Annotated in this window: 14 protein-coding genes; 12 read left to right on the forward strand and 2 right to left on the reverse strand. The window is 42.1% G+C overall.

Annotated features, from left to right (window positions below; all coding sequences use genetic code 11):
- Nucleotides 1-39: 39 nt before the first annotated feature.
- The 3 genes from rlmD to AC570H_RS22230 are packed head-to-tail and all read left to right on the forward strand — an operon-like array spanning nt 40 to nt 2,462.
- On the forward strand, nt 40-1,476 hold the full coding sequence (rlmD, locus tag AC570H_RS22220; RefSeq protein WP_497359094.1) for a 23S rRNA (uracil(1939)-C(5))-methyltransferase RlmD: 1,437 nt from the start codon (nt 40-42) through the stop codon (nt 1,474-1,476).
- 32 nt (nt 1,477-1,508) lie between these two features.
- The gene (locus AC570H_RS22225; RefSeq protein ID WP_497359096.1) at nt 1,509-2,042 is read left to right on the forward strand and encodes a hypothetical protein; all 534 of its coding nucleotides are present in this window, start codon (nt 1,509-1,511) and stop codon (nt 2,040-2,042) included.
- 3 nt (nt 2,043-2,045) lie between these two features.
- The gene (locus AC570H_RS22230; RefSeq protein ID WP_497359098.1) at nt 2,046-2,462 is read left to right on the forward strand and encodes a hypothetical protein; all 417 of its coding nucleotides are present in this window, start codon (nt 2,046-2,048) and stop codon (nt 2,460-2,462) included.
- Between the two features lie 78 nt (nt 2,463-2,540).
- Here AC570H_RS22230 and AC570H_RS22235 read toward each other — a convergent pair whose 3' ends face one another.
- On the reverse strand, nt 2,541-3,251 hold the full coding sequence (locus tag AC570H_RS22235; protein WP_497359100.1) for a head GIN domain-containing protein: 711 nt from the start codon (nt 3,249-3,251) through the stop codon (nt 2,541-2,543).
- A gap of 142 nt (nt 3,252-3,393) precedes the next feature.
- Here AC570H_RS22235 and AC570H_RS22240 point away from each other — a divergent pair, with 142 nt between their 5' ends.
- From AC570H_RS22240 to hemH, 3 genes are all read left to right on the forward strand, one after another.
- Nucleotides 3,394-3,903 (forward strand): phosphoribosyltransferase family protein, encoded by a 510-nt coding sequence (locus AC570H_RS22240; protein ID WP_497359196.1) that lies wholly within the window; start codon nt 3,394-3,396, stop codon nt 3,901-3,903.
- 119 nt (nt 3,904-4,022) lie between these two features.
- A complete protein-coding gene (locus tag AC570H_RS22245) occupies nt 4,023-4,871 on the forward strand; it encodes a 4-hydroxy-3-methylbut-2-enyl diphosphate reductase (protein ID WP_497359101.1) in 849 nt (282 codons plus the stop codon).
- A gap of 126 nt (nt 4,872-4,997) precedes the next feature.
- Complete coding sequence (hemH, locus tag AC570H_RS22250) at nt 4,998-6,011, forward strand: ferrochelatase (RefSeq protein WP_497359103.1); 1,014 nt, start codon at nt 4,998-5,000, stop codon at nt 6,009-6,011.
- Here the strand turns inward: hemH and AC570H_RS22255 are convergent.
- Nucleotides 6,008-7,261 carry a 3-deoxy-D-manno-octulosonic acid transferase gene (locus AC570H_RS22255; RefSeq protein WP_497359105.1) on the reverse strand — a complete coding sequence of 418 codons (1,254 nt, stop codon included), beginning with the start codon at nt 7,259-7,261 and terminating at the stop codon, nt 6,008-6,010. The two genes, hemH and AC570H_RS22255, sit on opposite strands and share 4 nt — an antisense overlap.
- A 66-nt stretch (nt 7,262-7,327) precedes the next feature.
- Between AC570H_RS22255 and AC570H_RS22260 the strand changes: the two genes are divergently transcribed.
- Genes AC570H_RS22260 through AC570H_RS22285 form a run of 6 tightly spaced genes read left to right on the forward strand, consistent with a single transcriptional unit; the run spans nt 7,328 to nt 13,033 of the window.
- The gene (locus AC570H_RS22260) at nt 7,328-8,638 is read left to right on the forward strand and encodes a UDP-glucose dehydrogenase family protein (RefSeq protein WP_497359107.1); all 1,311 of its coding nucleotides are present in this window, start codon (nt 7,328-7,330) and stop codon (nt 8,636-8,638) included.
- Nucleotides 8,638-9,627 carry a UDP-glucuronic acid decarboxylase family protein gene (locus AC570H_RS22265; protein WP_497359109.1) on the forward strand — a complete coding sequence of 330 codons (990 nt, stop codon included), beginning with the start codon at nt 8,638-8,640 and terminating at the stop codon, nt 9,625-9,627. The genes AC570H_RS22260 and AC570H_RS22265 overlap by 1 nt, the downstream gene beginning before the upstream one ends.
- A gap of 26 nt (nt 9,628-9,653) precedes the next feature.
- Complete coding sequence (gene galE / locus AC570H_RS22270) at nt 9,654-10,673, forward strand: UDP-glucose 4-epimerase GalE (protein ID WP_497359111.1); 1,020 nt, start codon at nt 9,654-9,656, stop codon at nt 10,671-10,673.
- On the forward strand, nt 10,674-11,240 hold the full coding sequence (locus tag AC570H_RS22275) for a hypothetical protein (protein WP_497359113.1): 567 nt from the start codon (nt 10,674-10,676) through the stop codon (nt 11,238-11,240).
- Nucleotides 11,241-11,243: 3 nt separating this feature from the next.
- Nucleotides 11,244-12,296 (forward strand): dTDP-glucose 4,6-dehydratase, encoded by a 1,053-nt coding sequence (gene rfbB, locus AC570H_RS22280; protein ID WP_497359115.1) that lies wholly within the window; start codon nt 11,244-11,246, stop codon nt 12,294-12,296.
- 2 nt (nt 12,297-12,298) lie between these two features.
- Entirely contained in the window at nt 12,299-13,033 is a 735-nt protein-coding gene (locus tag AC570H_RS22285; RefSeq protein WP_497359117.1) for a tyrosine-protein phosphatase, read from the forward strand.
- The last annotated feature ends 122 nt before the right edge of the window (nt 13,034-13,155 follow it).

Here is a 13,155-nt window from a genome sequence, read left to right on the forward strand (position 1 = left end):
GACTTCCGACTCTAGTCTTTTACCCGTATATTTGCGCTAATGAGTAGAAACAGAAGAAATAGCGCTCCGATTTTAATCTCTGAGCTGCAGATTATTGATATTGCCGAAGAAGGCAAGGGCGTTGGCAAAGCTGATGACTTGGTGATATTTGTAGACAAAGCCGTTCCCGGAGACGTAGTAGATGTACGCTTGGTTAAAAAGAAGAAAAATTTTGCCGAAGCCGTAATCGAAAGCCTCAAAAAACCTTCTGAACTACGCACTGATCCATTTTGTAGTCATTTTGGTACCTGTGGAGGCTGCAAATGGCAACACATGGACTATGAAGCACAACTGCGCTTTAAACATAAAAATGTAGAGGCCGCCTTGCAACGATTGGCCAAGGTAGATACCAGTGCCATGGAACCGATTTTGGGCTCTGTAGTAAACAGATATTACCGCAATAAACTAGAATATACTTTTTCTAATAAGCGCTGGCTCAATGCAGGCGATATGCAAATGGAGCACGGCGATAAAGAAATGAATGCCTTGGGTTTTCATGTGCCTTTGCGTTTTGATAAAATATTGGATATCGAGCATTGCTACCTCCAAAAAGAGCCGAGCAATAGCTTGCGTTTGCGTATTCGCGAATATGCCTTGCAAAACGACCTGAGCTTTTACGATTTACGTAACCATGAAGGTGCACTTCGCAACTTGATTATCCGTACTTCTTCAACAGGCGAGCTGATGGTGGTAGTGGTTTTTGCCTATGCCAGTCAAGATCAGATTGATGGATTGATGGAGCAGGTGAAAGTTTCGTTTCCAGAAATTACTTCCTTAATGTACATCGTTAACCAAAAAAGAAACGACACTATTTTTGATCAGGAAGTGATCGTATATGCGGGCCGAGACCACATTTTTGAAGAAATGTCATTAGATGGATCTGATACCAACAAAGTGAAATTCAAGATCGGCGCCAAATCTTTCTATCAAACCAACTCGGAGCAGGCTTACGAGCTGTACAAAATAACCAAAGAGTTTGCTGGCTTTAGTGGTGATGAATTGGTATACGATTTATACACAGGCGCTGGCACAATTGCCAATTTTGTAGCAGGCAGCGTAAAACAGGTCGTAGGAATCGAATATGTGCCTACTGCCATAGAAGATGCCAAATTTAATGCCGAACTGAACGGCATTGAGAATACGCTTTTTTATGCAGGCGACATGAAGGATATCCTAACGGCTAATTTTATAGCCGAGCATGGAAAGCCCGATGTGGTGATTACCGATCCGCCTCGCGCAGGCATGCATGCCGATGTAGTAGAACGCCTATTGGAAATGGAAGCTGAAAAAATTGTTTATGTAAGCTGCAATGCTGCTACGCAGGCGCGCGATTTGGCCCTGCTGAAAGAAAAGTATGACGTGGTGAGAATTAAGCCAGTTGATATGTTTCCGCATACGCAGCATGTAGAAAATGTGGTTTTGCTCAAATTGAAGTAATGAAACACGCTTGGATTTGTTTATTGTCGATCATGATACTGATCTCCTGCAAAGGCGAGGTAAAAGACGATTCGCAAGAAACAGAACAGGCAAAGCCGACGTCAGCTAAAATAAAAGTCGACCTGAAGAAACAAACCGTTGATACCATTGTATTGAATGCCTCAGATACCGCTTTTGTGGTAAAGAACAAGCTGGTTAACGACGATATGGGCGATAAACAAAAGCATTACATTATTAAAGTGTTTTTTGCGCCAAAAGACTGGCCAATACTTACTTTTGACAATGCGATTGGTGCGCATTTGGCAATGCCAGGGGATTTAGATGGCGATGGACAACCAGAGCTTTTGCTGAGGCCGGAGTGGTTTAGCAGCTGTTGGTCTACCGTAAACCTCTTTTCGCTCAAACACAACAATTGGAAGCTGGTTAAGCAGGGCAGTATGTATTTCTGCTCAGACAAGTATCCATTGGACAAAAGAATAATCAAAACAGCAAAAGGCTATGGTTTGCTAACCGATAGTTTAACTGACGATAAATTTATCGTCCTAAAAAAAGAAATCAAGTTTTAAGAAATGGAATCAGAAGAGTTATTAGGGAATTTAGGTCAAAACGGAGATAAGGAACAAACAGCAGAGCGTAAAAGCCCTTTATTGAGTTTGGAAAAAGACCTCGGTTTTTATGCCGATTCAATAAAGGAAGTGGCTGTGGAAATTATGGTGGAGGGTATTTCAGCCCATCCCATTTTTATAGCCCATCAACACCAGGTAAGCATTGGCGAAGTGATCTTGAACCGCGAAGAGCTCAATACCGCCTGGACTATCCAGGCTTCTACTTTAGAAGAATTTATCCAAAAGGGAATTATCCATCCCGATAAAAAAGAGCATTTCCTCAAAAGCTACAAAAAACCGGAAAACTACATGTGCATTTTTGTAGTTGTGCCAGAAGGTGCAAACTTCGTGTATTACCCTTATCCAAAAGCAACAAACTAGTTTTCTTTAAAACATTAAAAGCCAATATCGCATGTGCAATATTGGCTTTTTGCTTATTAAACTAAAAAACTAAATAGACTAATTGACGTGGTTAATATCGCCACTTTTAGATGAAGTGGTTTTCTTTAAAGAGGCATTGCCTTTATAATTTACATCGCTGCCACCACTAGCGCCAGCTTCTAAAGCTTTATTTACATGGATGTTGGCATCAGAACCGCCACTCACGCTTACTTTGGCATTGTTTACAATATAACCGAAAGCATCAATGTCAGAACCGCCAGAGGCAGTCAATTGCATGTTTTCGCCACTGCCTTTTAAATCGGCATCACTGCCACCGCTCACTCTTAAAGTCAAGTCTTTGCAGGCCAAAGTCAGCTTTACATCAGAGCCACCACTTGCCGTAACGTTTAATTGATCGGCTTTCAAGGTGTTTTCGGTATAAACATCAGAACCGCCACTTGAAGTTAGGCTTTTCAGGTTTTTGTAGTTCACATAAACTTTAATCGATTGGTTTTTGAACAACCTGCTCCAGTTGATGCCTTCTTTATATTTTATGGTAACACTGCTTCCATTCTGTTCTACCACTACATCTTTAATTAAATCGTCGTTGCCTTTAATTACCAAGGTTTCGGAGGTCCCTTGTGTAATATACATATCAATGCCGCTGCTTACGGTTAACTGATCGAAGTTTTTTACAGTTACATTTTTGCTGCTTTGGGCATGTAGCCAGTTGGGGCTTAAACTGAAAGTAGCTATTAAAAGGAAGGCTAATTTTTTAATGTTGGTCATTTTCATGGTCTTTTGCTTTAGGGGTTATGATGATTAGACGTATGTTAGATGAAAACGTTGCAGAATTGCTAAAAATAATTTTTTGTGTTTGATTTTGAGGTTTAATTTGTTCTTTTGTATGCAAGATAAAACTATTTTCATTATGCCCGAAGCTCAGGTACTTATTCTAGATAAGCAGCAGATAGAACAAAAGATCAATCGAATTGCCTACCAGATTTTAGAAGACAATTTAGGAGAGAAAGACCTTGTATTGGCGGGTATCTGGGACCGTGGCTATAAACTGGCCTTGCGCTTGCAAAAAGTGCTCAAAGAGATCTCGGGCTTTAACCTTATTTTGTTGCGTGTAGACCTTGAAAAACAAAACAGCAAGCTGGTAGCTAAAACAGATTTGCCGGAATCTGAATGGAAAAACAAGGTGATCATCTTGGTAGATGATGTATTGAACAGTGGCAAAACACTCGCCTATGGCTTAGGGGTATTTTTGAATACGCCACATAAAAAAATCCGTACCGTTGTTTTGGTAGACAGGAGCCATAAAATATTTCCAATAGCAACCGATTTTGTTGGACTGGAACTTTCTACCATCTTAAAAGAACATGTAGATGTAGTAATGGATGTAGAAGGCGAAGAAGACCGCGTTTACCTCAGCTAGTTAAGAGCCAATAGTCTATGGTTAGTAGTCGATAGCTTTTGGCTACATTAAACGCTTTGTGCTATTCGTTCAACCTAACTCTTTTTTATGTATTTTTGTAGAAATAAACGAAGTGTAGGATGGAGTACAATTTAAACGTTACGATCGATAAATCTTCAGGTTTTTGCTTTGGCGTTGTCTACGCAATAGATATGGCCGAAGATATTCTCGACCATGAGGATTACTTGTATTGCTTGGGCGATATTGTGCACAATGATGAAGAAGTTGAACGATTAAAAGCCAAAGGCTTGCGCATTATAGACCATGCACAGTTGCACGAACTGACTAATGAAAAAGTATTGATCAGGGCACATGGCGAAGCACCATCTACTTACGAATTGGCGCTCAACAATAACCTTACGCTGATTGATGCTTCTTGTCCGGTAGTGTTGAAATTACAGAACCGCATCAAAAACTCCCACGACGATAAAGAGCAGATCCTTATTTTTGGCAAACATGGCCATGCCGAAGTAATCGGCTTACAGGGACAAACAGATGGTAATGCCATTGTTTTTCAAGATTTGGCCGAGTTGGATGCCCTAGAATTGCCAAATAAGTTCACTTTGTATAGCCAAACCACTAAGAGCACCGATAAATTCTACCAGATCAAAGACGAATTATTGAGCAGGGGCTATGATGTAAAAGCAAATGACACGATTTGCAGACAGGTTTCTAACCGCTATGAAGAATTGGAAGATTTTGTAGCCGGTTACGATAAAATCATTTTTGTTTCGGGCAAAAAATCATCTAACGGCAAAGTTCTTTACGATGTATGCAAAAAATATAACCCCAATTCCTATTTCATTTCGAATGTAGAAGAGTTGGATAAAGGCTGGTTTGCCAGTAACGATAAAGTAGGGATTTGTGGTGCTACTTCGACCCCGATGTGGCTCATGGAAAATGTGAAAGCCGAACTGGAATCTTATTGATCGCTACGCATCATCAAAAAGTAATTATTAAAATAGAGCCATTGCGCCACTTTAAACACAGGTGGGCTTAATGTATATTTGCCAATCAAAACAGAATTGAGGCTGTATAGTCTCCAATAACTAAATATGGGAAAAAAGGGAATTTTATTAGTTAATTTAGGTACACCAGATAGTCCTGAAGTTAAAGATGTAAAGAAATATCTAGATCAGTTTTTAATGGATGGCCGGGTAATCGATATTCCTAAATTTAACCGTACCCTATTGGTGAAAGGAATCATTGTTCCTTTTCGTAGCCCTAAAACATCAAAGCTTTACAAAGAAATCTGGAATGAAAAGGGTTCGCCATTGTTGCATTACAGCAAGTTGCAGGCTTCTTTGCTGCAAGCACAGTTGGGAGAGGAGTATCAGGTAGAATTGGCTATGCGTTACCAAAATCCTTCCATCGAATCGGCTTTGGCTAATTTAAAGGCAGGTTTGGTAGAAAGTATTAGAGTGATTCCCTTGTTTCCGCAATATGCCTCTGCAAGTTCGGGTTCGGTAATGCAATTGGTTATGGAATTGGTAGGCAAATGGGCAACTATTCCCCCTATTTCATTCGTTAATTCATTTCATGATAATAAATTAATGATTGAGGTTTTTGCTGAAAATGCAAGAAAACACCATCCCGAAAATTTTGATCATGTATTGTTCAGTTTTCATGGGTTGCCAGAAAGACAACTGCTAAAATGCGACCATACAGGCAATTATTGCTTGAAAAGCGATAATTGTTGCGAAACATTAAACGATACCAACAAATTTTGCTATTCGGCCCAAGGCCATGATACGGCAAGGCTATTAGCTAAAGAGCTAGGCATAGCAAAAGAAAATTATACTGTTTGCTTTCAATCCCGTTTAGGCAAAGAGCCTTGGGTACAGCCTTATACAACCGATGTGCTGAAAAGATTGGCGCAAGAGGGCAAAAAGCGTTTGTTGGTTTTTAGTCCGGCATTTGTGGCCGATTGCTTGGAAACCCTTTACGAAATTACGGTAGAATACCACGAAGAATTTAGGGAGCTTGGTGGCGAGCATGTACAATTGGTAGAAAGCCTGAACGATCATCCCAAATTTATTGAGGCATTGGTGGCCATGGCAAAAGGCTAGTTGCCAGTACCGATTTCTTTTTTAACGTAATCGAAAATCATTTCGGTTGCGCCTCTTTTGGCTTTAATGTAATTTATAGCTTCAAGCTCAAGAGCAGTATTGTTTTTTAGTTCGTTAAAAGCATCCAGCAATTCATTTTCGGTGGCAATGCTTTTGGCAACACCGATTTGGATGAGGTCTTTTGCTTCTTGAAATTTATCATATTTTGGCCCAAATATAGCCGGAAGGCCAAAGGCAACAGCTTCTAAAGTATTATGGATTCCGGCCCCAAAACCACCACCAATATAAGCCAACTTGCCATATTGGTAAAGTGAAGACAGCATGCCGATGTTATCGATAATTAAGATGGAAGATGGAAGATGGGAGATAGAAGACGGGTCTTTTGAAAACTGCGAACTGAAAACTGAAAATTTCATCGCATTTGGAAAAAATTGTTGAATCTCGGCAATGTGTGAGGCACCAATTTCGTGCGGAGCGATAATGAATTTCCAGTCAGGATTTTGATCAGCCAATGCTACCAAAAGTTTCTCATCCGCAGGCCAGGTGCTTCCGGCTATCAAAACATTGGCTTGGCCACAGAATGCTTCGATTTCGGGCAATTGCTTTGGCATTTGTGCATTTTCGTAAACCCGGTCAAAGCGCGTATCACCACTTAGGCTTACATTTTCAATTCCAATGCCCCGCAAGAGCTTTGCGCTCTCTTCGTTCTGTACAAAAAAGTGTTTTACAAAATGGAGCATCTCTCTGTAAAAACCTCCGTATCCCTTAAAGAAAAGCTGGTCTGCCCTGAAAATTCCAGAAATTAAATAAATAGGGATTTGTTGCTGATGCAGCGTTTTAAAATAATGATACCAAAACTCATATTTAGTAAATATGGCCAATCGAGGATTAACCAGCGATACAAATTTTTTCGCATTGCTGACGGTATCCAAGGGGAGATAAAAGATGCCATCGGCCAGAGGATAGTTTTTCCTTATTTCGTAGCCAGAAGGAGAGAAGAAAGTAACTACCACTTTTACTTCAGGATATTCTGATTTCAGCTTTTCGAGCACTGGTCGGCCCTGTTCAAACTCGCCCAATGAAGCAAAGTGATACCAGATTGGCCTATCTGTCGGGTTTATTTTTTGTGCAATCTTTTCGAAGCCATTTTTTCTGCCCTCCACAAAAAGTTTCGCCTTGGCATTAAATAGCGATGCCAATCTTACAAAAAGCCCATAAATGACAATCCCAATATTATAAATCCAAAGCATTTTGCGTCTTAAATTCTTATCTTCGTCCGAAGATAAATGAATAAAATTAAAACCTTCAATTAATATATGAAGATAGCTGTAATTGGAACCGGATACGTAGGCCTGGTTACCGGAACATGTTTGGCAGAAACGGGCAACAACGTCATCTGTGTAGATATAGACAGGGCAAAGGTAGAAAAGATGAAGAACGGCGAAGTGCCGATCTACGAACCCGGCCTCGACGTACTCTTCCACCGCAACATCGAACAGGGCCGTTTGGCCTTTACCACCGATCTTGCAATTGCAGTAAAAGAATCCCAGATCATCTTCATGGCTTTGCCAACGCCCCCGGGCGGAGACGGCGCGGCCGATCTTTCCTATATATTGGGGGCAGCAAAAGACATTTCAAAACTGGTAACCGAGTACAAGGTCATCGTCAACAAATCTACCGTTCCCGTGGGCACTGCCGATAAGGTACAGGCTGTTTTTAGCGAAAACACCAAGGTGGAGATCGATGTGGTTTCCAATCCCGAGTTTTTGCGCGAAGGCGTTGCGGTCGACGATTTCATGAAGCCGGACCGCGTGGTGATCGGTACACGCAGCGAAAAGGCACAAAAACTGATGGCCGAACTTTATGCGCCCTATGTGCGCCAGGGCAATCCGATCTTCTTTATGGACGAACGTTCTTCGGAACTGACAAAATATGCAGCCAATTCGTTTTTGGCCACCAAGATTACCTTTATGAACGAGATTGCCAACCTTTGCGAGATCGTTGGCGCAGATGTAGATGCAGTGCGCAAGGGCATCGGCTCCGACGACCGTATCGGCAAGCGCTTTCTTTTTCCGGGCATCGGCTACGGAGGAAGCTGCTTCCCCAAAGACGTACAGGCATTGGCCATCGCGGCAGAAGGCAACAATTATAACTTCCAGCTGCTAAAGGCCGTAATGCAGGTAAACGAAAAGCAGAAGACCATCTTGGTCGACAAGCTCCTTAAATACTACAAGGGCGATATCAAAGGCAAGCATTTTGCCTTATGGGGCCTGGCCTTCAAACCGGAAACCGACGATATCAGGGAAGCTCCGGCATTATATATCATTGACGAACTCTTGATCCGTGGCGCGAAGGTAACCGCTTTCGATCCCGAAGCAATGGACAACGTGAAAGCCCTGCTGGGGGATAAAATCGAATATGCCAATAATCAATACGAGGCTCTGCAGGGGGCAGATGCCTTGCTGATCGCTACCGAATGGTCGGTGTTCCGCAATCCGGATTTTGAGAAAATGGAAGAGCAACTGGCCTCTAAAATCATTTTTGATGGCCGCAATCTCTTCGACCTTCAGAAGATGGTCGATCTGGGCTATTATTACAACAGTATTGGCCGTAAACTTATTGGATAATGGGAAGAAAAAGGGTATTGATTACCGGTGCTGCCGGATTTTTGGGATCACATTTGTGCGACCGCTTCATCAGGGAGGATTTCCACGTCATTGCCATGGACAACCTGATTACGGGCGACCTGCGCAACATCGACCACCTGTTCAGGCTGGAAAACTTTGAATTCTATCACCACGATGTTTCCAAGTTTGTGCACGTGCCGGGCAACCTCGACTATATCCTGCATTTTGCTTCTCCGGCAAGTCCGATAGACTACCTGAAAATTCCTATCCAGACCTTAAAAGTAGGTTCGCTGGGCATCCATAACCTCTTGGGTCTGGCCAAGTCGAAACAGGCCCGGTTGCTGATTGCCTCTACTTCGGAAGTGTATGGCGATCCTACGGTAAATCCACAGCCCGAGGAATACTGGGGCAACGTAAATCCGGTTGGGCCGCGTGGCGTTTATGACGAGGCCAAGCGTTTCCAGGAAGCAATGACCATGGCCTATCATACCTTTCATGGGCTGGAAACCAGGATCGTGCGCATTTTCAACACCTATGGTCCACGCATGCGACTTAACGATGGCCGCGTATTGCCGGCTTTTATCGGGCAGGCTCTAAGGGGCGAGGATCTGACCGTATTTGGCGATGGTAGCCAGACGCGTTCGTTCTGTTATGTAGACGATCTGATCGAAGGAATCTACCGCCTGCTTTTCAGCGATTACGCACAACCAGTAAACATTGGCAATCCCGATGAAATTACCATGATGGATTTTGCCGAGGAGATCATCAAATTGACGGGAACCGACCAGAAGATAGTCTGCAGGGACCTTCCGGTAGATGATCCGAAGCAGCGCCGCCCAGATATTACCAAAGCCAAGGAGCTGTTGGGCTGGGAGCCAAAGGTATCGAGGGCAGAGGGCTTAAAAATTACCTACGAATATTTCAAGTCGTTGCCCAAAGAGGCATTGATCAATAAAGAGCATAAAAATTTTAATACCTATAATAAATAGCAAATCACATACCCTATCGAAAAACAATGAAAAAAATATTAGTTACCGGAGGAGCAGGCTACATTGGCTCACATACTGTAGTAGAGCTTTTCAATGCTGGATACGAAGTTGTAATTGTAGACGACCTCTCGAATTCAAATCCAAAGATTTTAGAACAGATCGAAAAAATTTCGGGCAAAAAGCCTGAGTTTGTCAAATTAGATCTGACCGATGAGCAAGGCGTAAATGCTTTTGCACAAGCACACCAAGATGTTAGTGGCGTTATTCATTTCGCGGCCTTTAAGGCGGTAGGCGAATCGGTGCAACAGCCTTTAAAATATTACAGGAACAATTTTTATTCGCTCATTAATCTTTTGACGGCCTATAACCAGAAAATTAAATTGGTTTTCTCTTCGTCGTGTACGGTTTACGGACAGCCCGATGTATTGCCTGTAACAGAAAGTGCTCCCGTAAAAAAAGCCGAATCGCCTTATGGCAATACCAAGCAAATTGCCGAAGAGATTTTGGCAGAAACCTGCGCGGTAACGCCTTCTTTAAAGGTAATCGCATTGCGCTATTTTAACCCTGTGGGTGCACACGCTTCGGCCTTAATTGGCGAACTGCCTATTGGTGTTCCTCAAAACTTGGTGCCTTTTATTACCCAATCAGCCATTGGCAAACGTGGTCCGATTACCGTTTTTGGTAACGATTACCATACGCCAGACGGGTCGGCCATTAGAGATTATATCCACGTGGTTGATTTGGCAAAAGCACACGTAGCAGCTATTAAAAGATTGGAAGAAGATAAAGGAACCAATTATGAAGTCTTTAATGTAGGTACCGGTAAAGGTTCTTCTGTATTGGAGATCATCAATGCTTTTGAAAAATCTACTGGTGTAAAATTGAATTATGTAATTGGCGAGCGCAGAGAAGGAGATATTGAAAAAACTTTTGGGGATGTTAGCTTGTCTAATGAAGTATTAGGCTGGAAAGCAGAACTTGGATTGGAAGAAATGATGAGTTCGGCTTGGGCCTGGGAAGAATATTTAAAGGCAAATCCTTTTTAAATGAAGCTAAGCGAGCATAAAGAACTTAAACAAGAAATTTTGGCCTTGCCGTCAAAAGAAAAAGATAAGCTTTTGCTTCGCTTAGTGGGGAAAGACAAGGTGCTTACCGAGCGCCTTCATTTTGTGTTATTGGAAAATGAAGAAGATTTACGCCAAAGGATAGCAACCCTAAAAGAAAACATTCTGCAGGCCATGCAGGATGTTAAAACGTTAAAAAATGTGAATGCCAAAGAGGTATTGGCACAATTACGTAAATTGGCGAAGCAGGTAGGGCATAATTTTAAGGTAACCAAGGCAAATTACGAAGATGTGGAACTTCGCTTGTTCCTCTTCAACAATACGGTTTTATCATTTAAATCGGGTCTTTTTTCATCTTATAAGAACTACGAGCAGATGTTCGCAAATTATTTTGTGAAATATACTTTAATGACCATCCGCAAGTTTAAGGCCTTGCACGAAGACCTTCAGTACGACCTGAAGGAAGAGTTGAATAGATTATTAGCTAAAATATACCAGGGAAATATGGCAAGTGTTGCAAAGCAACTGGATTTGCCCGAACAAGTATAAATTATGAAGAAGATATTGATTACCGGTGGCGCAGGCTTTATTGGTTCGCACGTGGTTCGCAGGTTTGTGAATAACTATCCGCAATACGAAATCGTAAACCTCGATGCATTGACCTATGCCGGCAATTTGGCTAATCTTTCAGATTTGGAAGATCAAAGCAATTATCGTTTTGTGAAAGCAGATATCACGAATGCAGTCGAAATTAACCAGCTGTTTAAGACGGAAGATTTTGATGCAGTGATCCATTTGGCAGCCGAATCTCACGTAGACCGATCGATCACCAATCCTTTAGCGTTTGTAATGACCAATGTAATTGGCACGGTTAACCTATTGAATGCCGCCAGGGAATATTGGAAAGGCGATTATGCCATGAAACGTTTCTATCATGTAAGTACCGATGAGGTTTACGGCGCACTGGGCGAAATAGGAATGTTTACCGAAAGTACGGCGTATGATCCTCATAGTCCATATTCGGCTTCGAAAGCGAGTTCAGACCATTTTGTACGCGCCTACCACGACACCTACGGACTTGACGTAGTCATTTCTAATTGCTCGAACAATTACGGCTCACACCATTTTCCTGAAAAACTGATCCCATTGGCCATCAACAATATCAAAAACAATAAGCCTGTGCCTGTTTATGGCAAGGGCGAAAATGTGCGCGATTGGCTTTGGGTAGAAGATCATGCCAGGGCCATTGATGTGATTTTCCATGGTGCGAAAAGCGGGGAGACCTATAACATTGGTGGACACAACGAGTGGAAGAACATAGATTTAATCCACTTGCTCTGTGATATAATGGATAAGAAACTGGGTAGAGCAGCTGGAGAATCGGCCAAGCTGATTACTTTTGTAACCGATAGGGCAGGCCACGACCTTCGTTATGCCATCGATTCGACTAAATTACAGCAAGAGCTGGACTGGGTGCCAAGCCTGCAGTTTGAAGAAGGATTGGAAAAAACCGTTGATTGGTACCTGCAAAATGAAGAATGGTTGAACAATGTAACTTCTGGCCATTACCAAGCCTATTATGATAATCAATATAAAGGGAGGTAAGCTTGTTCGGATGGTTTAAAAAGAAAAAAGAGCCTGAGTTTAATTTTTCTGCCATCGGAACAGATATGCATTCGCACATTATTCCCGGGATAGACGATGGTGCAAAAAATATCAATGATTCTTTGGCACTGGCCAAGCGTTTTAAGGCCTTAGGCTTTAAGAAACTAGTGGCTACGCCTCACGTAATGGCCGATTATTATCGAAATACGCCAGAAACCATCAACAAAGGATTAGATGTTTTAAGAGAAGGCCTATTGCAAAATGGGATTGATTTAGAAGTAGATGCTGCCGCAGAATATTATCTCGACGAAACATTCGAAAATAAGATTGCCAAAAAGAATGTGTTGACCTTTGGCAAAAACTACCTGCTTTTTGAACTTTCATTCGTTAATGCGCCACATAATTTGTTTGAGGCCATTGCCAAAATGCAGGATGCAGGCTATCAACCTGTTTTAGCACATCCAGAACGTTATCCCTACTATCAAAACTCGCTCGAAAGCTATGAACAAATTAGGGATACAGGCTGTTTTTTGCAATTGAATACCATTTCGCTTACAGGCTATTATGGCAAAAGCTGCAAGCAGGCCGCAGATGAGCTGGTAGATAATTACTGTATAGATTTTTTGGGTTCTGACATGCACCATTTGCGCCATGCAGATGCCTTGAGGGAAAGTTTGTACGTAGAGCGCCTGCAAAATATCCTATCGCAACCGCAATTGAATAATCTGTTGCTCTAAAAAGCCTTTGGTTCATTAGTCATTAGTTCATTCCAGAAGAATTTGTCATTCCGAGTGCAAGGAGGAATCTATCCTCAGAGCAAATGCTTCGCTCTGCATGACAAATTTTGATTACCTAAATT

The organism is Pedobacter sp. B4419, from assembly GCF_059693725.1.

What these genes read in the sequence shown, in the direction of transcription:
- AC570H_RS22240 (WP_497359196.1), top strand. Translation starts at nt 3,394, where the DNA reads ATGCCCGAAGCTCAGGTACTTATTCTAGATAAGCAGCAGATAGAACAA.
- AC570H_RS22255 (WP_497359105.1), bottom strand. Translation starts at nt 7,261, where the DNA reads ATGCTTTGGATTTATAATATTGGGATTGTCATTTATGGGCTTTTTGTA.
- rfbB (WP_497359115.1), top strand. Translation starts at nt 11,244, where the DNA reads ATGAAGAAGATATTGATTACCGGTGGCGCAGGCTTTATTGGTTCGCAC.
- AC570H_RS22275 (WP_497359113.1), top strand. Translation starts at nt 10,674, where the DNA reads ATGAAGCTAAGCGAGCATAAAGAACTTAAACAAGAAATTTTGGCCTTG.
- AC570H_RS22230 (WP_497359098.1), top strand. Translation starts at nt 2,046, where the DNA reads ATGGAATCAGAAGAGTTATTAGGGAATTTAGGTCAAAACGGAGATAAG.
- AC570H_RS22235 (WP_497359100.1), bottom strand. Translation starts at nt 3,251, where the DNA reads ATGACCAACATTAAAAAATTAGCCTTCCTTTTAATAGCTACTTTCAGT.
- AC570H_RS22245 (WP_497359101.1), top strand. Translation starts at nt 4,023, where the DNA reads ATGGAGTACAATTTAAACGTTACGATCGATAAATCTTCAGGTTTTTGC.
- galE (WP_497359111.1), top strand. Translation starts at nt 9,654, where the DNA reads ATGAAAAAAATATTAGTTACCGGAGGAGCAGGCTACATTGGCTCACAT.
- AC570H_RS22260 (WP_497359107.1), top strand. Translation starts at nt 7,328, where the DNA reads ATGAAGATAGCTGTAATTGGAACCGGATACGTAGGCCTGGTTACCGGA.
- AC570H_RS22265 (WP_497359109.1), top strand. Translation starts at nt 8,638, where the DNA reads ATGGGAAGAAAAAGGGTATTGATTACCGGTGCTGCCGGATTTTTGGGA.
- hemH (WP_497359103.1), top strand. Translation starts at nt 4,998, where the DNA reads ATGGGAAAAAAGGGAATTTTATTAGTTAATTTAGGTACACCAGATAGT.
- AC570H_RS22225 (WP_497359096.1), top strand. Translation starts at nt 1,509, where the DNA reads ATGATACTGATCTCCTGCAAAGGCGAGGTAAAAGACGATTCGCAAGAA.
- rlmD (WP_497359094.1), top strand. Translation starts at nt 40, where the DNA reads ATGAGTAGAAACAGAAGAAATAGCGCTCCGATTTTAATCTCTGAGCTG.